We start from the raw sequence: 19,864 nt of genomic DNA, 5'->3' as shown, positions 1-19,864 counted from the left end.
GCTCCCTCGGCCCGACTCGGGGCGAGGGGCACCGGCAGGGGCCCGGGACGAGATACCGTTGCACCATGAGTGACACCACCGAGCAAGCCCCGAGCGACGCCACAGAGCAAGCCGACACGACGCCGACGTTCTCCGATCTGGGCTTGAGCGACCAGGTGCTCAAGGCGATCCGCGAGATCGGCTACGAGACCCCCTCGGCCATCCAGGCCGCCACGATCCCCACCCTGCTCGACGGCCGTGACGTCGTCGGCCTCGCGCAGACCGGAACCGGCAAGACGGCCGCCTTCGCCCTGCCCATCCTGTCGCGCCTCGACGTCTCGGCCAAGAAGCCGCAGGCCCTCGTGCTGTCGCCCACGCGCGAGCTCGCCCTGCAGGTCTGCGAGGCGTTCGAGCAGTTCGCCTCGGGCATGCGCGGCGTCCACGTCCTGCCGGTCTACGGCGGTCAGGCGTACGGCGTCCAGCTGAGCGCCCTGCGCCGCGGCGTCCACGTCGTCGTCGGCACGCCCGGTCGCATCATGGACCACCTGGCCAAGGGCACCCTCGACCTGAGCGAGCTGAAGTACCTCGTGCTCGACGAAGCCGACGAGATGCTGAAGATGGGCTTCGCCGAAGACGTCGAGACGATCCTCGCCGACACCCCCGACGACAAGCAGGTGGCCCTCTTCTCGGCCACGATGCCGCCGCAGATCCGTCGCATCTCGAAGCAGTACCTGAACGACGCCGAAGAGATCACGGTCAAGGCGAAGACCACCACCTCGGTCAACACGACCCAGCGCTACCTGATGGTGTCGTACCCGCAGAAGGTCGACGCCCTGACGCGCATCCTCGAGGTCGAGAACTTCGAGGGCATGATCATCTTCGTCCGCACCAAGAGCGAGACCGAGACCCTCGCCGAGAAGCTGCGCGCCCGCGGCTACTCGGCCGCCGCGATCAGCGGCGACGTCGCCCAGGCGCAGCGCGAGCGCACGGTCAACCAGCTGAAGAGCGGCAAGCTCGACATCCTCGTCGCGACCGACGTCGCGGCCCGCGGTCTCGACGTCGACCGCATCAGCCACGTCGTCAACTACGACATCCCGATCGACACCGAGTCGTACGTGCACCGCATCGGCCGCACGGGTCGTGCCGGCCGCAGCGGTGCCGCGATCAGTTTCGTCACGCCGCGCGAGCGCCGTCTGCTCGGCGCGATCGAGAAGGCCACCCGTCAGCCGCTCACGCAGATGCAGCTGCCCACGGTCGAAGACGTCAACAGCACGCGGCTCACCCGCTTCGACGACGCCATCACCGAGGCACTCTCGCAAGAGGCCCGCATCTCGGCCTTCCGCGACATCATCAGCCACTACGTCGAGCACCACGACGTGCCAGAGGCCGACGTCGCCGCCGCCCTCGCGGTCGTGGCCCAGGGCGAGACGCCCCTGCTGCTCGACCCGAAAGACGAGCGTCCGCAGCGTGACGAGCGTCCGTTGCGCGAGCGCGACGACCGTGCCCCGCGCGCCGGCCGCGACGACGACCGGGGTGAGCGCCGCGAACGCGGACCGCGCACGTCGAAGCCGATGACGGCCTACCGCATCGAGGTCGGTCGTCGTCACCGCGTCGAGCCGCGTCAGATCGTGGGCGCCCTGGCGAACGAGGGCGGTCTCAGCCGTGACGACTTCGGGGCGATCCAGATCCGTCCCGACTTCTCGGTGGTCGAGCTCGCGTCCGACGTCTCGAGTGACATGCTCGACCGCCTGAGCGACACGCGCATCAGCGGCAAGCTGATCGAGATCAAGCCCGACCGCCGAGGAGGCGCGCCCCGCCGCGACGACCGCCCCGACCGGTCCTCCGGTGGCGACCGGCCCGCCCGCAAGCCCCGCTACTAGGCACCCGGCCGCACGGCCCCGACGCCGACCCGGTTCATCGCCGGGTCGGCGTCGCCGTGTCCGGTCAGGGCAGAACGGAGACGCATGAGCACCCCGCCCTCCCCCGGTGGCACCGACGCCCTGTTCGGCGTCGTGCAGACCGCGCTCACGATCGGCAGTGCGATCCCGCTGGTGCTCTCGGTCGTGGCGCTCGTGCTCTTCGTGCGGACGCGGCGTCGGCTCGGGTCCGAGTCGGCGGGTGCCCGTCACTCGGACGACGACACCCGGCGGCTGCACGACCTGGCCCGGGTGAGCCTCCTGGGCTCCGCGTTCGGCCTGGTGCTGCTGCTGATCGGCCAGCTCGTCGTGGGCCTCGGCACGACGGTGGGCCCGGCCGCGGCGTTCGCCGGGCCGCTCGGGCCCGTGACGATCGGTGCGGCCGTGCTGACGGCCCTCGCGGCCGGGGCGTTCGCGACCTCGCCGGCGCCACCCGCGCCTCCTCGGCGCTAGCTCGTCGCACCGCGGCGCGTCCGTCCCGTCGAGTGGGCAGAAACCGTCCTTCCGCCAGCGACGAAGGACACTTTCCGCCCACTCGACGGGCGACGCCTGCACCGAGTGGTCCCGAAGCGTCCTTCGATCGCGAACGAAGGACGCTTCGGGACCTTTCGATGGCCGGGCGTCAGGCCGGGGTGGGCGCGTACTCCGCCGCGAGCACGTCGCCGAGCCAGGCGGCCAGGGTCGCCGCGGCCGACACCGACGACTCGCGCTCGACGTCGGGGTTGTAGTTGGTGTTCGTGTTGACGTCGTACGGCACGAAGCGGCCGTCGGCGGTCTCGATGAACTCGATGCCCGCGACCTCGATGCCCTGCTCGGCGACGAACGCCTCGAGACGCTTCACGAGCGGGTGCTCGGCGGTGACCGACGGGCGCACGGCGAACGGCGCGAACGTGGCCGGGTCGGCGCCGTCGGGCACGACGCACGCGTCGGCCGGGCACAGCTCGAAGCTGCCCGCCGAGGTGTCGACCCGCACCGCGTAGACGAATCGCCCGCCGACGAACTCGACGCGGGTGTTGAACGGCTCTTCCGCCTGCAAGAACTCCTGCAACAGGGTGATGCCGTCGACCGGCACCTCGAAGTCGGGGCCGTCGACGTAGGCGTCGAACGAGTCGAGGTCGTCGAAGCGGCGCACGCCCAGGCCCTTGCCGCCCTGGTTGTGCTTCGTGATGAACGGCAGCGCCTGCTCGCGGGCCCGGGCCTTGAGGTCGGCGGTGCCGAAGACGGCGGTCGTCGCGGGCACGTCGAAGCCGGCCGACGCCAACGCCAGGTACTGCGCGACCTTGCTCACCTCGAGCTCGACGACGCTGCTGCCGTTGATCGTCCGGCGCCCGTGCCGTTCGGCCCAGCGCAGGGTCGCGCGGGCGACCTCCTTCGCCGTCGCCCGCCCACGGGTGTGGGCCGAGCCGCTCAGGCGCGACCAGAAGACCCCCTCAGGAGGCGCGGCCGCGAGGTCGAACGACGTCCCGTCGAGCAGGTGCTCGCGGTGGGGCACCCCCGCGGCGTCGAGCGCGGCGACGAGCGGCGGCAGCCACTCGGCGTTGTCGTGCAGGATGTGCACGACAGGTGTCGGGTCGGCGTGGTCGACGGGAGCAGTGTCGGGTGCAGGACTCATCGTCCGAGACTGCACCACGCGCCTCCGTCGTTCCTCCACGAGTGGCAGGTGACTCCCACCCCGCGACGCCCGACCGACGGCGACCAGGAGGTGCGGGCCAGTTGGTATCGTCGTCCGACGACTGCCGGAGGTCTTGCTTGGTGAACCACCCGTCGGGGCACGACGACGCCCTGAGCCGCGACGACGTGCGCGCGGCGTACGAAGACGACCCCACCTGGGCCCTGCTCCGCGGCTACAACGCCCGCTGGATGCTGCCGCTCTTCTCCCGCCACCTCGAGCACGCCGAGGGGCCGGTGTCGGCCGACTGGTTCCACCGGCAGGTCGCCGACGCCGTCGAACAGAACGCCGCCGAGCAGGCAGCGTCCGAGCGGGCAGCGTCCGAGCACCCCGAGGAGGGGCGGGTCGCGTCCTCGTCGACCGTCGCCACCCCGACCACCGCGGACGCCACCCCCACCGATCCGGCCTCCTCCACCACCCCCGCGCCTCCCGCCGAAGGCCGCACCACCCCGGCCGAGTACTGCCGCAGCTGGGTCGAGAGCCGTTGGCTCGTCCGCACCCGCGCCTCCGGACCGGACGCTCGCGCCGAGTACCGCCTGTCGCCGCACGCCCTCAAGGCGCTGCGCCTCGTGCGCGACCTCGTCGAACGGGACAACGCCGTCAGCGAGGCCCGCCTCGGCAGCATCGCCCACGCCGTCGGGCAGCTCGCCGGCCTCGCCGACCCCAGCCGCGAGGCCCAGCTCGCGCGGCTCGACGAGCAGATCGCCGAGCTCGAGCGACGCAAGCGGCAGATCGAGCGGCACGGCACCGAGCCGGCCGCCCCCGACGTGCTGCGTCGGCAGGTGCGCGAGGTGGTGCGCCTCACCGCTTCGCTGCCCGAGGACTTCCGGCAGCTCGGCGCCATGGTCGAGCAGCGACACCGCGAGGTCGCGCGCCGGGCGTCGTCCGAGCACGTCGGCAAGGGCGCGCTCGTCGACCAGTACCTGCGCGACAACGACCTGCTCGAGCAGACGCCCGAGGGTCGGGCCTACCGCGGCTTCGCGCAGATGCTCTCGTCGCGCGAGATCGACGTGATGCGGGCCGACATCGAGAAGGTCCTGGCCCAAACCGACGCGGCCGAGCAGCTCACCGAACGGCAGCGCACACAGCTCGAGTCGCTCATCTCGTCGCTGCTCGCCGAAGAACAGACCGTGCAAGAGACCTACGGCCGGTGGACGTCGTCGCTCCGCCGGTTCTTGACCCGGTCGGGCTCGGACCAGCAGCAGCGACTGCTCACCCTGGCCGACCGGGCCCTGCACGCCGGGGGCGTCTGGGCCGAACGGCGCCCGGGTCACGCGATGCTGCCGGCCGACCACGGCGACGGGCTCGGGCTCGGGGCGCTCGACGTCCGCGACGTCAGCCAGGTGCAGCTGCACACCGACCGTGCCCGTCCGACCGTCGACGTGCAGGTCACGATCGGCGACGCCGCCCTGCCCGAAGCCGACCGTGCCGCCCTGCGCCTCACCTCGGGCACGAGCACAGCGGCCGTCTCGGCGACGATCGACCGCCTGCTCGCCGACCGCGACGAGGTCACGAGCGCCGACGTCTACCGCGCCACCGACCCCGAGTTCCGCCGCCTCGGGCTCGTGCTGAGCATGCTCGACCTCGCCCTCGACCGCGGCGTCGTCGGCGACGACACCGAGACGGTCGAGCTCGCCGGCGACCCGGCCGACGCCACGGTGCCCGGCGGCACGGGGACCGGGGGCGCAGGCCCAGGAGGCGCGGGTCGAGGAGGCGCGGTCCGGCAGGTCACGCTCCCCCGCCTCGTCTTCCGGCGAGCCCCCGCGGCTCCGTCCGACGTCGAACCCGCCGCGGCACCGCCCGACGTCGAGCCCGCCGCACCCGTCGCGCCCGCCCTCACGACCAGCACCCCCCGCACGAAGGACCCCGCATGAGCCCCGCAGCCCCGCTCGACGAGACCGGCGTCGACGAGCCGGCCCGCGCCTCCTCGGTGGAGGCGACCGGCGGCTCCGTCGACGAGCCGGCCCGAGCCTCCCGCGACGCGTTCGACGACGGCGACGCGGACGACGCACCGTCGGGCGCGGCCTCGGACGCCCTGCCGCTGGCCGGCCGCAAGGCCCTCGTCACGCTGTTGACCCACCGGTTCGTGTCGCGTGCCCGGCAGCAGGAGGCCTGGGCCGGCCTGCTCGCCCACGAGGCCGAGATCCGGGCCCGGCTCGACGAGATGTTCCTCGTGCTGGTCGTCGACCACGACCACGAGGTCGCCTTCAAGCGGCAGGGCGGCGAGGACGACGTGCCCGTGCTGCTGCGCCGCGAGAAGCCGCTGTCACGCGACGCGTCGCTGCTGATGGTCTTCGCCCGCCGCGAGCACGCCTTCACCGACGGCCTCGACGAGGCGGTCGTGATCTCGAGGGACGCGGTCGTCGAGTTCGTCGGGCGCTACCACGACGACTCGGGCGCCGACGAGGTGCGGGCGCGACGCCGGGCCGACGCCGCGATCGCCGCGCTCGTCGCTCGCGACCTGCTCTCGCCCGAGCCCGACGACCCCGAACTGTTCGTCGTGTCGCCCGCGATCGTTCCGCTGATGACCGCCGACCGGCTGGCCCACCTCGAGCGCGTCTACCTCGAGGCGGCCGGGGTCGAGGGGGATGTCGAGGCGAGCGTGGAGGGGTCCGGCGACGAACCCCGGGGCGACGTCGATGCCGACGTCGATGCCCTCGAACCGGAAGTCGAGCCCGACTCCGACGACAGCGCCGACCCCGACGCCGAGCCCGACGACTCCCCCGAGCCCGACCCGACCGCCGTCCCGCTCGACCTCGACCTCGACCTCGACCTCGACCTCGACCTCGATACCCACCCCGCGGCCGGCACCGCCCCCGGCACCCACCCCGACACCGACCCGGAAGCACCCCAGTCATGAGCACCGCCGACACCGCGCCCGACCTCGGCATGTTCCACTCGGGTCAGTACCGCATCGAGCAGGTTCAGCTGCTCAACTGGGGCAGCTACGCCGGCCTGCACCGCATGCCCGTGGGTCGTGGCGGCATCGCCATCCTCGGCCCGACCGGTCGCGGCAAGTCGACCGTGCTCGACGCGATGGCCGCGGTCATCATGCCGAACCCGCAAGAGTTCAACCGTGCCGCCCGCGACGACAGCCGCAACCGGTCCGAGCGCACGGTCTACAGCTATGCGCGTGGCAAGACCGACGAGGTGCGCGACGCCGCCACCGACCGCACGACGACGCGCTTCCTCCGCCCGCTGGGCGAGGCGTTCCCGAGTGGTGCCGCGATCACGTGGTCGACCGAGCTCGGCCAGACCGTCACGGCCGTCCGCGTCGCCTGGATCGGTGACGACACCGCGAGCCAGGACGACGTCACCCAGGCGAGCGTTTACCTGCTCGTGCACGGCCCGTTCGACCTCAGCCGGTTGTCCGAGGTGACCCGCGAGGGCGCGAGCCAGAACCCGCTGACCCGCGGGTCGCTCGCGCGGCTGCTCGACCCGACCCGCGACCTCGCGACGGCGTCGCAGCCCGAGCTGCGGGTGCAGCTCTGCGGCGAGCTCGGCATCGGCGGCAGCGACGAGTCGCAGCTCAAGGCCCTCACCCTGCTGCGGCGGGCGCAGGCCTCGAAGGGCGTGTTCTCGATCGACGACCTGTTCAAGCAGTTCGTGCTCGTGCAGCCGCAGGCCCTCAGCCGCTGGGAGACCACGCTCGCCACCTACCGCGAGGCCTCGGCGCTCTACGACGTCTTCGAGACGACGCGCAAGAAGCTCGACGTGCTCGACCCGGTGCCGGCCCTCGGCGACCGGTACGAGCTCGCCGGCCGCGACGGCTCGGCGAAGCGTCGCCTGCTGGTCGACGACGACGGCCCCAGCCGCCTGCGCGTCTGGCTGGCCGAGCGTGTCGGCAGCTGGGTCAGCGGCGAGGTCGACCGCGTCACCGCCGACAAGCGCGAGCAGAGCGAGCGCAGGAGGCGCGCCCAGGCGGACGAGCAGCTCGCGTTCCGGTCCCGTGAGCAGGCCCTGGCGCGGATCAGCGAACTCGGGGGCGACCCCACGCAGTCGCTCCGCGAGCACGTGGCCGCCGCCGAGGCCGAGCTCACCGCCGTGGAGCGCACCCGCGGCCGCCTCGCCGCCGCCCTGGACGGGACGGGCGAGTCCCTCCCCCGCGACGACGCGCAGCTCGCCGCCCTCGGGCAGCGTGCCGACCGTCTCGCGGCCGACGACGCCGCGGCCCGCGCTGCGACCGCCGACGCCCGCAGCGACCTCGCCGCCCGCATCGGCGAGACGAAGCGCGCGCTGGCCGCCCTCGAGAAGCAGAAGCGGTCGTTCGAGCAGCGCCGCAGCAACGTGCCCGACGAGGCGATCGAGCGACGTCGACGCATCGCCGAGGGGGCGGGCGTGCCGGTGTCGAGCCTGCCCTACGCCGGCGAGCTGTTCGAGGTCGCGCCCGAGCACGCCGGGTGGGCCGTCGCGATCGAGAGGGTGCTCGGCGATCTCGCCACGCACCTCCTCGTCGACCGTGACGACTTCGACGCGGTGCGCCGCTGGGTGAACGAGAACGACGTGCGCGGACGCGTCACGCTCGTGCCCGCGACCCTCGACGCCGAGCCGCGGCTCACGCCCGTCGAGCACACGGTCCCCGCGATGGTGCGCCTCGACCCGGCCAGCCCGTTCCGCGGGTGGCTGCACGACGAGCTCGTCGCCGACCGCAGCGTGCTCTGCGTCGAGGGCCCCGACGACCTCGACGACCCGCGTCCGGCCGGCACGCGCGGCGCCGTCACCCGACGCGGGCTCCGCACCGGCTCGCGCGACCGGGTGGTCAAGGACGACCGGTCGACCCGCTCGTGGATCGGCCTCGACAACGCCGCCCGCATCGCCGAGCTCGGCGACGAGATCGTCGGGCGTGAGGCCGAACTGGCCCGGGTCCGCGCCGAGTACGACGCGATCGAAACCGAGGCGGCCGAGCGTCGTCGGGTGGCCGACGCCGTGGCCCGCTCGAGGGAGTTCACCTGGGACGAGCTCGACACCGCGCCCGCCCGAGCCAGGCTCGACGACCTGCGCGCCCAGCTCGAGCGCATCTCGATCGAGCGCCCCGAGCTCGCGACGCTGCAGGCCGAGGCCGCGCAGCACGACGACGACCGGTCCGCCGCCACCCGACGCCTCGCCGAGATCGACCAGGTGCTCGCCCGCCTCGACGAGAAGCACGCGACCCTCGTCGACATCGAGGACGAGTTCGCCGACGCCTCCGACGCCGACCCCCTGACCGACGACGAGCAGGCGCTGCTGGCCCCGTTGCCGTTCGCCGCCCCGCGCGAGGCGACCGACGTGGCGCGCCTGTACCGCGACGCGGCGTCGCAGCTGCGGGCCCAGGTCGACGCGCACGACCGTGACCGCGCGAACGCCGAGGCGACCCTCGTCGTGGTCTTCGAGCGCTACCTCGAACTCGACCGCACGGCGGGCTTCGACGCGACCGTCGACAGCCTGCCGACCGTCCGGGCGATCCACCGCCGACTCGTCGCCGACGACCTGCCGCACGCGAAGCAGCGCTGGCTCGAGAAGGCGGGCAGCGACGTGGGCGACAGCCTGCGGGCGCTGCTCGTCCAGATCGAAGAGGACGGCCACGTCATCCGTCGCGGCGTCCGCCCGATCTCGCAGGCCCTGCGCTCGATCGAGTTCCGGCAGGGCTCGACCCTCGACATCGAGCCGCGCCCGGTCTCGAACGGCGACCTGGTCGAGTTCAAGCGCACGCTGCGCGAGCACGCCAGCGGGGCCGAGCGCACCGGTGCGCCGGGCTCGGGTGCCGAGGGCTCGACCGGCGGACGCCCCGAGGAGGCGCGGGACGCCTCCGCGATCGAGCGCCGGTTCCTGAGGCTCCGCCGCGACCTGGCCCACCTCGAGGAGCGCTCGAAGGTCGGTGACGCCTGGCGTCGGCGGGTGCTCGACGCCCGTGAGCACTACCAGTTCCGGGCGATCGAGACCCGGGCCGACGGCACGCAGATCGTGCACGAGGGCGTGGCCGGCAAGTCCGGCGGCGAGGGCCAGGAGCTCATCGCGTTCGTGCTCGGAGCGGCCCTGCGCTTCCGGTTGGGCGACGGCACCGACCGGGTGCCGACCTACGCGCCGATCGTGCTCGACGAGGGCTTCGTCAAGGCCGATGCCGAATACACGGGCCGGGCGCTGGCGGCGCTGACCTCGCTGGGCTTCCAGCTCGTGGTCGGGGCACCGCGCGACAAGGTCAACGCCTTCGAGCAGCACGTCGAGAGCGTCGCCTACATCTCGAGCGACCCGTCGAACCCCGAGCTGTCGCGCATCTACCCGCTGACGATCCGCCAAGCGATCCAGGTCGAGCAGCACGGCCTCGACCCCGCCGCGCTCGCCTGACCCGCGCATCCGTCAGCGGGACGAACGCCCCGTGAGGAGGCGCGGTGCGAGCGTGACCCGGCGCGCGCCTCCTGCGTCGGCGTGCGCCGCCGAGCCCAGGGCGTCGATCAGCAGCCGCACCGCCTCGCGACCCATCGCGGGCCACGGGTGACGCAGGGTCGTGATCTCGCGGTCGTCGTCCTCGCCGAGCGACACGTCGAGCAGACTGGCCACCTGGAGGGTGCCGGGCACGGCCACTCCGTTCAGCCGGAGCACCGTGACCAGTCCGTGGGCGACGTCGTCGTTGGCACAGATCGCGGCGTCGACCACGTGCTGCCCGACGTCGATGCCCCGCGGGACTCCCCGTCCCGCACCGGCTGCTGCTGCCGTGCCCGCGCGGTTCGACGTCGATCCCTCGAGCAGGGTGTTCGCCGCGGCGACTCCCCCGGCGAGCACAGCGTCGGCCGTGATCGCTTCGACGAACGTCACGTCGCGCAGCTCGCACGACGCCCGCACGGCCGCGATGCGACGGGCGTCGGCGGGATCGCCCGGCGAGAGCCCGACCGTGACGAGCGATCGTGCCCCGCCGTCGGCAAGTGAGCCGACGAGCAGGTCGGTGGCACGGTGGTCGTCGAGACCCACCGAGTCGGTGCCGTCGCCGAAGATGTGCCGCCCGACCTGCACCACCGGGACCCGCGCGGCGGCGGCGATCGCGTCGCGGCTGACGTCCTCGCTCGGCGGGCAGATGATGAGCCCGTCGACGCGACGGCTCAGCATCGACTCCACCGTCGCGACGTCGTGGTCGTCGCCGTCGGCCGAATAGCGCAGCACGAGCGACATGCCCTCGTCGTCGAGGGCGGCGCTGACCGACTCGATCAACGCCGACAGGAAGCCGGTCGTGTACCTCGGCAGGATCAGGCCGACCGTCTCGGTGCGCTGGCTTCGCAGGGCGCTCGCGACGGCGTTGTGCCGGTAGCCGAGATCGGCGATGGCCTTGCGCACGGCTCGTGACCGCGATTCCGACACGTGCTGGGCACCCGAGAGCACCCGCGACGCGGTGGCGATCGAGACACCGGCCTCGCGGGCGACGTCGACCAGGGTGGGCCCGGCGACCGGGGTCACCGGTCCACCGCACCCTCTGCGGGTCCGCCGGTCGAGGACCGGTCCCTCGCACGAGAACGCTCGTGCTCGATCGACGCCACGAAGTCGGTCAGCACGGCCATCGCGCCGTCGACCGTCGCCTCGAGCAGCCGCTCTCCCTTCTCCGCCGTGGCCGACGAGGGGTCGCCGAAGACGCCGCTCGCCGAGAACGGGTGCAACTGCATCGGGGTCGTGCCGAAGTCGGACGGGAAGACGGGGTAGCTCGCCTCGTACCGGTCACGCCGCACGTCGTCGGGTGCGATGCGCAGCATGATCGAGGTCTCGATCTCGTCGGCGTGAGCGAGGCCGGGCGCGGCGGCACGGCTCTCACGCACGTCGTCGATCGCGTCGTCCATGCCGGGATGGTCGAGCGTCACGGTGGGCAGGACGCCCTGGTCGATCAGGAAGCGTGTGGCCGCGTACAACGGAGCCCGGTTTCCCCAGTCGCCGTTCACGACGATCAGCCCCCCGGCCCCGGACGCCGCGAGTGCCCGTCCCAGGTCGACCACGATCGCCGTGACCGTCGCGGTCGACAGAGAGAGCGTGCCACGGTAGCCCGCGGTGTTCCAGGTGTCCCCGTAGTGCACCGGCGGGAGCAGCACGGCGTCCAGTCGGTCGGCCAGGCGACCGGCCACCTCGGCGGCGGTCGCCGTGTCGGTGCCGAGCGGCAGGTGCGGCCCGTGCTGCTCGAAGGCGCCGAACGGCAGCACGGCGAGACCTGCCCCCCGGTCGAAGGCGGCGGCCACGTCGGGCCAGGGCGTGCGGTCGGCGTCGATCATCATCAGGGAGCGTACGTCTGGATGGTGGTGCCGTGCGACCGGTCCGTCAGCCCGGGCAGGCGTTCGTTCATCTCTGCCATGAGCGGCCCGAGGTCGACGCCGACCAGACGGCCCTCGGCGACGACCACACGGCCGTCGACGATCACGGTCTCGACGTCGCTCGACCGCACGCTCAGCACCAGTGCCGCGGCCAGGTCGTTCATCGGCTGCAGGTGGGGTTTCCGGGGGTCGATCAGCACGATGTCGGCTTTGTAGCCCGGCTTCAGGGCTCCGAGGTCGTGCTCGCGTCCGATCGCGGCGGCGCTCTGGCGGGTCAGGAGGTCGAGGGAGTGCGCGCTCGTCATCCAGGTGGCGTCACCCGCGTCGGCCTTCTGCACCAGGGCCATGCTGCGCAGGCTCTCGAACATGTCGAGGGTGTTGTTCGACGCGCAACCGTCGGTGCCGATGCCGACGACGATCCCGGCGTCGTGCAGCATCCGGATCGGCGTCGTCGAGTGGGTGTGCTTCTGGTAGACCTTGGCGCAGCAGGAGACCCCGACGCGGTCGGCGTACGGCGTCAACCAGGCGAGATCGCTCTCGACGATGCCGGTGCCGTGCGCGATGAGGGCCCCGGCATCGAGCATGCCGGTGTCGTGCAGCACCTGGATCGGCGTGGCCCCCCGCCTCGCCAGCGACGACTCGGTCTGGTGCATCGTCTCGGACGCGTGCACGTGGCTGCGGACGCCGATCGCGCGTGCCGCCTCGGCCGTCCGCGCGAGGTCGGCGTCGTCGACCGTGTAGACCGCGTGAGGCCCGAGCATGGTCGTGATGCGGCCGTCGGCGCGGCCGTTCCATTCGGCCGCGAACGCGGCGCTGCGCTCCAGGCCGGCGGCCCCCTGGGACGAGAAGTAGGTCTCGGCGAGCACCGCGCGCATGCCGCCGTCGTCGACGGCGGTCGCGATCTGGGCCATCGAGAAGTAATGGTCGGCCACGGTCGTGACGCCGGCCAGCAGCATCTCGGCCACCGCGAGCCGGGCTCCGAGCAGGACGTCGCGATCGGTGAGGTTGACCTCCATCGGCCAGATGTGGTCGTTGAACCAGGAGGCGGTGGGGACGTCTTCGGCGGAGCCCCGGAAGTACGTCATCGAGGAGTGGCTGTGCGTGTTGATCATCCCCGGGATCGCGACCCGCCCCGGCGCGTCGATCACCCGGGCCGTGTCGAGATCGGCGGCGGAGACCTCGTCGTCGGGCTTGATCCAGACGATGTCGGCACCCGAGACGCCGATGGCGTGGTCGGGCGAGAACGTGACCGGTCGGGGGCGAGCCGGATCGAGCGGTGGCAGGTCGGGGTACGCCGCGACGGGGCGTCGCGTCTCGGTGAGCACGGTCACCCGACGGATCACGAGGTCGACAGAAGCGGGGCGTTGTGCGGTCGTCATGGAGAAACGATGGCAGACGATGATGCTTTCTTGAGAACGTTTACTTCATTGCTTACGCGCTCGAAACACGCCCGAAACAGCGAGAGCCCTAGCGTGGTGACACCCCTTCACCCCGACGTACCTCCGTGAGCCACGCCCCTCGACTCTCGATCAGGTAATCGTTTACAGCCTTGGAGTCCCCGTGCCCACTCTGCCTGACCGCCCCACCCTGCACCTCGTCCGCTCCCACCGCCTCGTCCGTGCCCACCGCCTCGTGATCGCGTCCGGAGCGGCGCTCACCGCCACGATGCTGCTCGCCTCGTGCTCGGGCCAGACCGCCGCGACCACCCCGTCGGCCGACCCCGATGCGGCGACCGTCGCCCTGCTCTACGGCACCACCGGCGACTACTCGATCATGGACGGCGGCTACTCCGGCTTCACGGCCGCGCAGGAGAAGCTCGGCTTCAACCCCGTCGAACTGTCGAGCCCGAACACCGACGACTACCAGGACCGCCTCGACCTCGCCGTGTCACAGGGAGCGGATCTCGCGGTCGGCATCGGATTCCAGTTCGCCCAGCCGATGCAGACCACCGAACACCCCGACACGGCCTTCGTCGACGTCGACACCGACATCGGCACCGAGATCGACGGCGTGACGACGATCTCGTTCGCCGCCAACGAATCGTCGTACCTGGTCGGCGTCGCCGCGGCCCTCACCTCGACCACCGGTCACATCGGGTTCGTGGGCGGCGTCGACCAGCCGTCGATCCAGAACTTCTTCGTCGGCTACGAGGCCGGCGCCAAGTCGGTCGACCCGTCGATCACCATCGACTCGACCTATCTCTCGCCGCTGGGCGACTTCACCGGCTTCTCCGACCCGACCAAGGGCAAGGAGGCCGCGGCGTCGATGTACGCCGGTGGGGCCGACGTGGTGTACGCGGCCGCCGGGGGGTCGGGCCAGGGCGTCTACGAGCAGGCGGCCGAGTCGAGCACACCCGACTCGAAGGTCTGGGCGATCGGCGTGGACGGTGACGCCTACGAGCAGGTCGACGACGACATCAAGCCCTACATCCTCACGTCGGCGCTGAAGAACGTCGACGTCGCGGTCGAAGACGTCATCACCGCGTTCGACGCCGGCACGCTCGAGACCGGTGAGCAGGTGTTCGACCTCGAGACGGGTGGGGTCGGCTACTCGACCAGCGGCGGCTTCGTCGACGGCATCACCGACCAGCTCGACGAAGCCGAGACCTCGATCGTCGACGGTGACGTCACCGTCCCGACGGCACTCTGAACCGATGACGGAGCACGAGGCGTCGGTCCGTCTGACCGGGATCGTCAAACGGTTCGGCACGTTCACGGCCAACGACCGGATCGACGTCCTCGTGCACCCCGGCACGGTCCACGCGATCGTCGGCGAGAACGGCGCCGGCAAGTCGACCCTCATGAAGGTGCTCGCCGGCGAAGAGCGCCCCGACGAGGGCACCGTCGAAGTCGAAGGCGTCGTGCACGATTTCCGGTCACCGCGCCAGGCGCAGCAGGCCGGGGTCGGCATCGTGCACCAGCACTTCTTGCTGGCCGGCGCCCTGCGCGTCTGGGAGAACGTCGTTCTCGCCGACGAACCGGGCAGGTCGTGGCGGCTCGACGCGGCCACGGCCCGCGCTCGCGTCACCGAACTCGCCGACGCGAACGGCTTCGACGTCGACGTCGACGCCTTCGTCTCCGATCTGGGCGTCGGTGATCGACAGCGCGTCGAGATCCTGAAGGTGCTCCACCGAGAGGCGCGGGTGATCATCCTCGACGAGCCGACGGCCGTGCTCGTGCCGTCCGAGGCGAATGCGCTGTTCCGTTCGATCCGCACCCTGACCGCACGGGGCGCCTCCGTGGTCTTCATCTCGCACAAGCTCGACGAGGTGCTGGCCTTCGCCGACGAGATCACCGTGATCCGCGCGGGGCGGGTCGTCGGTCGGACCACTCCCGCCGAGACGACTCCGCGCGAGCTGGCCGGCCTGATGGTCGAGGTCGCGATGCCCACCGTCGAACCGCGCACCAGCCCGCCCGGTGATGCCGTCGTGCTCTCGGTCGACGGCGTCACCGTCGGCTCCCCCGACGAGCGCCCCCTGCTCGACGCCGTGTCGTTGGCGGTCCACGCGGGCGAGATCGTCGGCGTCGCCGGCGTCGAGGGAAACGGGCAGTCCGAGTTGTTGGCCGCCTTGCTCGGCCGCGTCGACTACGACGGGCAGATCACCCTCGACGGTCAGGCCATCGATGCACTGTCGACACGGGAGCGTCGCGCACTGGGGGTCGGTTACATCCCCGAGGACCGTCACCGCGACGGTGTGGTGCTCGGCTTCAGCCTGAGCGAGAACGCGGCACTCGGCTACCAACAGCGGGCGCCGATCAAGCGTGGCTGGTGGTTCGACCGGTCGGCGGCGGCGTCGACGGCCGCCGACATCATCCGTCGCTTCGACGTCCGCGGTGGGTCGCCGACCACGACCGCGGGCTCGCTGTCGGGTGGCAATCAGCAGAAGTTCATCATCGGCCGCGAGCTCGGATCGGAGCCGACCGTCCTCGTCGCCGCTCATCCGACTCGTGGCGTCGACGTCGGCGCGCAGAGCGCCGTCTGGCGCGAGTTGGTCACGGCACGCGACGCGGGGCTCGGCACGCTGCTCGTGTCGGCCGACCTCGACGAGTTGCTCGCCCTCAGCGACCGCCTGCTCGTCATGTACGGCGGACGCGTGGTCGCCGAGCTCGACCCCCGTTCGGTCACCGCCATCGATCTCGGAGAACACATGACCGGCGCCCACCTGCCCACGACCGGAGGCCGGTCGTGACCCGACGACGCACCCTGCCGGTCGGTCTGCCGCGACGCGTCGCCGTGACGGTGGCCGGCCCCCTCGTCTCGGTGCTGCTCGCCCTCGGGGTCACCGCGCTCTTCCTGACCGCGGGCGGCTACAGCGCCGCGAGCGCGTTCTCCGTGATGTGGGCGTACGGCGTCCAGCCGAACTCGCTCGTGTCGAGCCTGAACGACGCCGTGCCCCTCTACCTCGCCGCCGTCGCCGGTGCCTTCGCGGTGCGCATGGGGCTGTTCAACATCGGCGTGGACGGGCAGTACCGCATGGCGGCCCTGGCCGGTGCCGTCGCGGCCGCGTCGCTGCCCTTCCCGCTCGCGGTGCGCCTCCCGCTCACTGTGCTGATCGCCTGCGCGGTCGGCGCCGGGTGGGCGCTGATCCCCGCCCTGCTCAAGATCCACCGAGGCGTGAACGAGGTGATCACGTCGATCCTGTTGAACGCGATCGCGACGACCATCGTCGCCGTGCTGCTCAGCGGCGTCTTCCGCTCGGGCGGCGGGCAGAACACCGGCACCGCCGTGATCGACGACGGAGGGCTGATGCCCGCCCTGCCGGGTGTCGGAACCGGTCAGGGCTCCGTCTCGAGCTTCGTCGTCGTCGCGCTGCTGGCCGGCATCGTCTACTACCTCGTCATCGAGCGCAGCGTGTTCGGCTACTCGCTGCGCGTGGCGGCCCGGTCGCCCGAGGCCGCCGAGTCGGCCGGCATCCGCGTCGACCGCAAGATCGTGCAGGCCATGCTCATCAGCGGCGCCGTCGCCGGGCTGGTCGGGCTGCCGCACATCCTCTCGGTGGCCGGTCGGTTCGACGGCACGCTGCCGACCGACCTGATGTTCACCGGGCTCGCCGCGACCCTGCTCGGCCGCCAGCACCCGATCGGGATGGCCCTGGGGGCCTTCGTCCTGGCTTTCGTCGAGCGAAGCGCCCAGGTGCTCGGCCTCGTCCAGCTGCCGACCGAGGTGGGGCAGGTCTTCCTGGCCGTCGTGCTGCTCTCGTCGGCGGTCGGCTACTGGCTGACGGAGCGCGCGGACGCCCGCATCGCGCTGACCCTCGCCCTGCGTCGACGCCTCCGAGCCGCGCGTGACGCCGTCGCTCCCGGAGCGTCGTCGACCCCGACCCCGACCGAAGGAACCTCACGATGACCCTCGGCTCGAACCCCCTGACCATGCCGACGCCGTCGGACGGTGTGCCGGCCCGCGCGTCCGTCGCGCGCCTCCGGCCGTCGTCTCGCCGCGTGCGTGCGGCCTTGCGCTGGACCCTGCTCGGCCTCGGTCTGCTGATCCTCGCGCGCTACCTCGCCGACGCACCCGGCATCACCGCATCGTCGACCTGGGGCTCCGCCCTGCGACTGACCGTGCCGATCGCCCTGGTCGCGATGGGAGGCCTGTTCTCGGAGCGTTCGGGGGTGATCAACGTCGGCCTCGAGGGCATGATGATCGGCGGGACCTGGATGGCGGGCCTGTTCGGCACCCTCGCCGGGCCCTGGGCCGCGTTGCTCGGCGGGGTCGTCGGTGGCCTCTGCTTCGGTGTGCTGATGGCCGTGCTCTGCATCGAGATGGGCATCAACCAGCTGATCGTCGGTGTGTCGATCAACGTGATCGCCGCGGCGGTCGCGCGGTTCATGGCGGACGTCGTGTTCAGCGAGATGGACGGCGGCACCATCGCCCGTTCGCCGCGCATCGGCGGCGACGTGCCTCACCTGTCGTTGCCCGTGGTCAGCGGCGGGCTCGGGACGCCTGACGTCAGCCGCATGATGGAGTCCTCCGAGCTGCCCGTCGTGGCACAACTCGGCGGTGTGCTCGGCGGTCTCACCCGTGACGTCTCACTGGCCGCCGTCCTCGGACTGCTCGTGATCCCGCTGGTGGCGTGGGTGCTCTGGAAGACCCCGTTCGGCCTGCGGTGGCGATCGGCGGGCGAAGAACCGGCCGCGTTGCAGGCGCTGGGCGGCAGCGTGCACCGCACGCGGTGGATCGCGGTGCTGGTCGGGTCGGGGCTGGCCGGGTTCGCGGGTGGTTACCTCACCCTGATCTCGCAGGGCTACATCGAGAACCAGACAGCCGGACGAGGATTCATCGGCCTGGCGACGCTGATCTTCGGCAACTGGACGCCGTCCGGGGTCTTCTTCGGCGCCTCGCTGTTCGGCATCAGCGACGCGGTGGGCATCGGTCGTCCCGAGACCCTGCGCGCCCTGGTCTTCGTGCTCGCCGTCGTCTTCGCCGCTGTGGGGGTGCGCCGACTGCTCCGGGGAACGCCAGGACGACGCCTGCGCGACGGCGTGCCCTCGCTCGTGCTCGGAGTCGTGCTGCTCGCCGTGTTCGCGTTCGTCCCTCTGCCCGCCGCCGTGTCGAGCGCGACGCCCTACGTCGTCACGCTGGCCGTGCTCGTGGTGGCCGGCACCCGCATGAGGCCTCCGGCCGCTCTCGGCCGACTCGTGCCTCGACGCACGCGACGCAGCTGACCCTCACCACGCCTCCTCGATCCCGTTCCCGAACCGCAAGGACCCACCGTGCACCATCGCTCCACTCCCTCGTCCCTCGACGGAATCGACGTGTGGGACGGCCACGAGCCCCTCGGGGCCCGCAGGCTGGCCTGGGCTCCGTCGGGCACGGACGCCTCGCCGGACGCGGTCGTCTCCGACCTGCAGCCGGTGCCCCCGTCGCCTCGCTACGAAGGGCTGTCGGTGATCCCCGGGTTGATCGACACGCACGTGCACCTGATCGGGAACGCCGGAGGCGCAGCGTCGGGATTCCTGACCTGGCCGTTGGTCACCCCGCCGACCGAACAGGTGCTGCACGGTCTCGCGCACGCCAGTCGGGCGCTCCTCGGCGGGGTGACGACCCTGCGCGACCTGTCGGCGGACGAGGTGCAGTTCTCGCTTGCCCGGGCCGTCGAGGCAGGGCTGGTCGAGGCTCCGCGCCTCTTCGCCCACGGCATGGTGAGCATGACCGGCGGGCACGGCGACATGTTCGTGCCACCCGGGGTCGACCCCCGCCTGCGCAAGCCGACTGCCGACGGGGTCGACGCCTGCCGCGCGTTGGTGCGCGCCCACGCCCGAGCGGGGGCAACGGGCATCAAGATCGCCACGAGCGGCGGGCTGTTGTCCGACGGAGACAAGCCGTCATGGCGCAACCACACGGTCGCCGAGATCGACGCCATCGTCGACGAGTCCCACGCGCTCGGCCTGCTCGTGGCCGCGCACGCTCACACGACCGAGGGCATCCGGATCGCGCTGCGTGCCGGTGTCGACTCACTCGAACACGCGACACAGCTCGGTGCCGGGCTCGCCGTCGACGTGATCGCCGCGGGCGTGCCGGTGGCCCCGACGCTGCTGATCAACGACGCGATCGCCGATGGCACGGTGCCGGTCACCCCCGACCAGCAGGCCGCCGCCCGCGAACTGGTCGCGACTCGCGACGCCGGATTCGCCGCCGCCGCAGCGGCCGGGGTCGACTTCGTGCTCGGCACCGACGCGAACGGGTTCCACGTACGCTTCGGCGAGCAGATGGACGAACTGCGACGCATGGGAGAGGTCTTCGGCTGGTCACCGGAACGCGTGCTCGAAGCGGGCACCTCTCGCGCGGCGGCTGCCATCGGTCGGGCCGCGCCGTCCGCGGGCGGTGCCGGGTCGGGCGGGGCCGTGCTGGGGCGGATCGCGGTGGGGGCCGCAGCCGACTTCGTCGTGATGCACGGTCGGCCCTGGCGCGACGCGGGCGTGCTCGACACGGCCAACATCGTGGCCGTGGTCGCGCGGGGTCGCGTCGTGGCCGGGACGTTGCCCGTCTGAGGACACGACGGGGCCGGACGCGCCGTTGCACACCCCCGCCTGGGACGGACCGGA

At 72.2% G+C, this 19,864-nt stretch carries 14 protein-coding genes; 10 read left to right on the top strand and 4 right to left on the bottom strand.

What is annotated here, in order from left to right; genetic code table 11:
• The first annotated feature begins 65 nt into the window (after positions 1-65).
• Positions 66-1,859, top strand: a complete 1,794-nt coding sequence (locus ASG05_RS05755; RefSeq protein WP_056258688.1) for a DEAD/DEAH box helicase — start codon at positions 66-68, stop codon at positions 1,857-1,859.
• A gap of 84 nt (positions 1,860-1,943) precedes the next feature.
• Positions 1,944-2,348: a hypothetical protein gene (locus tag ASG05_RS05750; protein WP_056258685.1), complete on the top strand. Its 405-nt coding sequence runs from the start codon at positions 1,944-1,946 to the stop codon at positions 2,346-2,348.
• Positions 2,349-2,517: 169 nt separating this feature from the next.
• Here the strand turns inward: ASG05_RS05750 and ASG05_RS05745 are convergent, their stop codons facing one another.
• Positions 2,518-3,507 carry a RimK family alpha-L-glutamate ligase gene (locus ASG05_RS05745; protein WP_056258683.1) on the bottom strand — a complete coding sequence of 330 codons (990 nt, stop codon included), beginning with the start codon at positions 3,505-3,507 and terminating at the stop codon, positions 2,518-2,520.
• A gap of 140 nt (positions 3,508-3,647) precedes the next feature.
• Here ASG05_RS05745 and ASG05_RS05740 point away from each other — a divergent pair, with 140 nt between their 5' ends.
• The 3 genes from ASG05_RS05740 to ASG05_RS05730 are packed head-to-tail and all read left to right on the top strand — an operon-like array spanning position 3,648 to position 9,885.
• Positions 3,648-5,438 (top strand): DUF3375 family protein, encoded by a 1,791-nt coding sequence (locus tag ASG05_RS05740; protein WP_056258680.1) that lies wholly within the window; start codon positions 3,648-3,650, stop codon positions 5,436-5,438.
• The gene (locus ASG05_RS05735; RefSeq protein WP_056258676.1) at positions 5,435-6,424 is read left to right on the top strand and encodes a DUF4194 domain-containing protein; all 990 of its coding nucleotides are present in this window, start codon (positions 5,435-5,437) and stop codon (positions 6,422-6,424) included. The genes ASG05_RS05740 and ASG05_RS05735 overlap by 4 nt, the downstream gene beginning before the upstream one ends.
• A complete protein-coding gene (locus tag ASG05_RS05730; protein WP_056258673.1) occupies positions 6,421-9,885 on the top strand; it encodes an ATP-binding protein in 3,465 nt (1,154 codons plus the stop codon). Before ASG05_RS05735 ends, ASG05_RS05730 begins: the two co-directional genes overlap by 4 nt.
• A gap of 12 nt (positions 9,886-9,897) precedes the next feature.
• On the opposite strand, the gene ASG05_RS05725 is transcribed toward ASG05_RS05730, so the two are convergent.
• The 3 genes from ASG05_RS05725 to ASG05_RS05715 are packed head-to-tail and all read right to left on the bottom strand — an operon-like array spanning position 9,898 to position 13,201.
• Positions 9,898-10,986, bottom strand: coding sequence for a LacI family DNA-binding transcriptional regulator (locus tag ASG05_RS05725; RefSeq protein ID WP_056258672.1), 1,089 nt, complete (start codon positions 10,984-10,986; stop codon positions 9,898-9,900).
• Positions 10,983-11,786, bottom strand: coding sequence for a creatininase family protein (locus ASG05_RS05720; protein ID WP_082486484.1), 804 nt, complete (start codon positions 11,784-11,786; stop codon positions 10,983-10,985). Before ASG05_RS05720 ends, ASG05_RS05725 begins: the two co-directional genes overlap by 4 nt.
• Positions 11,786-13,201: an amidohydrolase gene (locus tag ASG05_RS05715; protein ID WP_082486483.1), complete on the bottom strand. Its 1,416-nt coding sequence runs from the start codon at positions 13,199-13,201 to the stop codon at positions 11,786-11,788. Before ASG05_RS05715 ends, ASG05_RS05720 begins: the two co-directional genes overlap by 1 nt.
• Before the next feature lie 181 nt (positions 13,202-13,382).
• Here ASG05_RS05715 and ASG05_RS05710 point away from each other — a divergent pair, with 181 nt between their 5' ends.
• The 5 genes from ASG05_RS05710 to ASG05_RS05690 are packed head-to-tail and all read left to right on the top strand — an operon-like array spanning position 13,383 to position 19,810.
• Positions 13,383-14,471: a BMP family protein gene (locus tag ASG05_RS05710; protein ID WP_056258663.1), complete on the top strand. Its 1,089-nt coding sequence runs from the start codon at positions 13,383-13,385 to the stop codon at positions 14,469-14,471.
• Positions 14,472-14,475: 4 nt separating this feature from the next.
• Positions 14,476-16,011 carry an ABC transporter ATP-binding protein gene (locus ASG05_RS05705; RefSeq protein WP_056258660.1) on the top strand — a complete coding sequence of 512 codons (1,536 nt, stop codon included), beginning with the start codon at positions 14,476-14,478 and terminating at the stop codon, positions 16,009-16,011.
• Positions 16,008-17,168: an ABC transporter permease gene (locus ASG05_RS05700; protein WP_056258658.1), complete on the top strand. Its 1,161-nt coding sequence runs from the start codon at positions 16,008-16,010 to the stop codon at positions 17,166-17,168. Before ASG05_RS05705 ends, ASG05_RS05700 begins: the two co-directional genes overlap by 4 nt.
• Entirely contained in the window at positions 17,165-18,484 is a 1,320-nt protein-coding gene (locus ASG05_RS05695) for an ABC transporter permease (protein WP_056258655.1), read from the top strand. The genes ASG05_RS05700 and ASG05_RS05695 overlap by 4 nt, the downstream gene beginning before the upstream one ends.
• Before the next feature lie 48 nt (positions 18,485-18,532).
• Positions 18,533-19,810, top strand: a complete 1,278-nt coding sequence (locus tag ASG05_RS05690) for an amidohydrolase family protein (RefSeq protein ID WP_082486482.1) — start codon at positions 18,533-18,535, stop codon at positions 19,808-19,810.
• Positions 19,811-19,864: the final 54 nt, after the last annotated feature.

The organism is Frigoribacterium sp. Leaf186, from assembly GCF_001423905.1.
Taxonomy (GTDB): Bacteria; Actinomycetota; Actinomycetes; order Actinomycetales; family Microbacteriaceae; genus Frigoribacterium.
Note: the sequence above shows the minus strand (reverse complement) of the source record. Positions and strands in the feature narration are given on the sequence as shown.

What these genes read in the sequence shown, in the direction of transcription:
- ASG05_RS05755 (WP_056258688.1), top strand. Translation starts at nt 66, where the DNA reads ATGAGTGACACCACCGAGCAAGCCCCGAGCGACGCCACAGAGCAAGCC.
- ASG05_RS05750 (WP_056258685.1), top strand. Translation starts at nt 1,944, where the DNA reads ATGAGCACCCCGCCCTCCCCCGGTGGCACCGACGCCCTGTTCGGCGTC.
- ASG05_RS05745 (WP_056258683.1), bottom strand. Translation starts at nt 3,507, where the DNA reads ATGAGTCCTGCACCCGACACTGCTCCCGTCGACCACGCCGACCCGACA.
- ASG05_RS05735 (WP_056258676.1), top strand. Translation starts at nt 5,435, where the DNA reads ATGAGCCCCGCAGCCCCGCTCGACGAGACCGGCGTCGACGAGCCGGCC.
- ASG05_RS05730 (WP_056258673.1), top strand. Translation starts at nt 6,421, where the DNA reads ATGAGCACCGCCGACACCGCGCCCGACCTCGGCATGTTCCACTCGGGT.
- ASG05_RS05720 (WP_082486484.1), bottom strand. Translation starts at nt 11,786, where the DNA reads ATGATGATCGACGCCGACCGCACGCCCTGGCCCGACGTGGCCGCCGCC.
- ASG05_RS05715 (WP_082486483.1), bottom strand. Translation starts at nt 13,201, where the DNA reads ATGACGACCGCACAACGCCCCGCTTCTGTCGACCTCGTGATCCGTCGG.
- ASG05_RS05705 (WP_056258660.1), top strand. Translation starts at nt 14,476, where the DNA reads ATGACGGAGCACGAGGCGTCGGTCCGTCTGACCGGGATCGTCAAACGG.
- ASG05_RS05695 (WP_056258655.1), top strand. Translation starts at nt 17,165, where the DNA reads ATGACCCTCGGCTCGAACCCCCTGACCATGCCGACGCCGTCGGACGGT.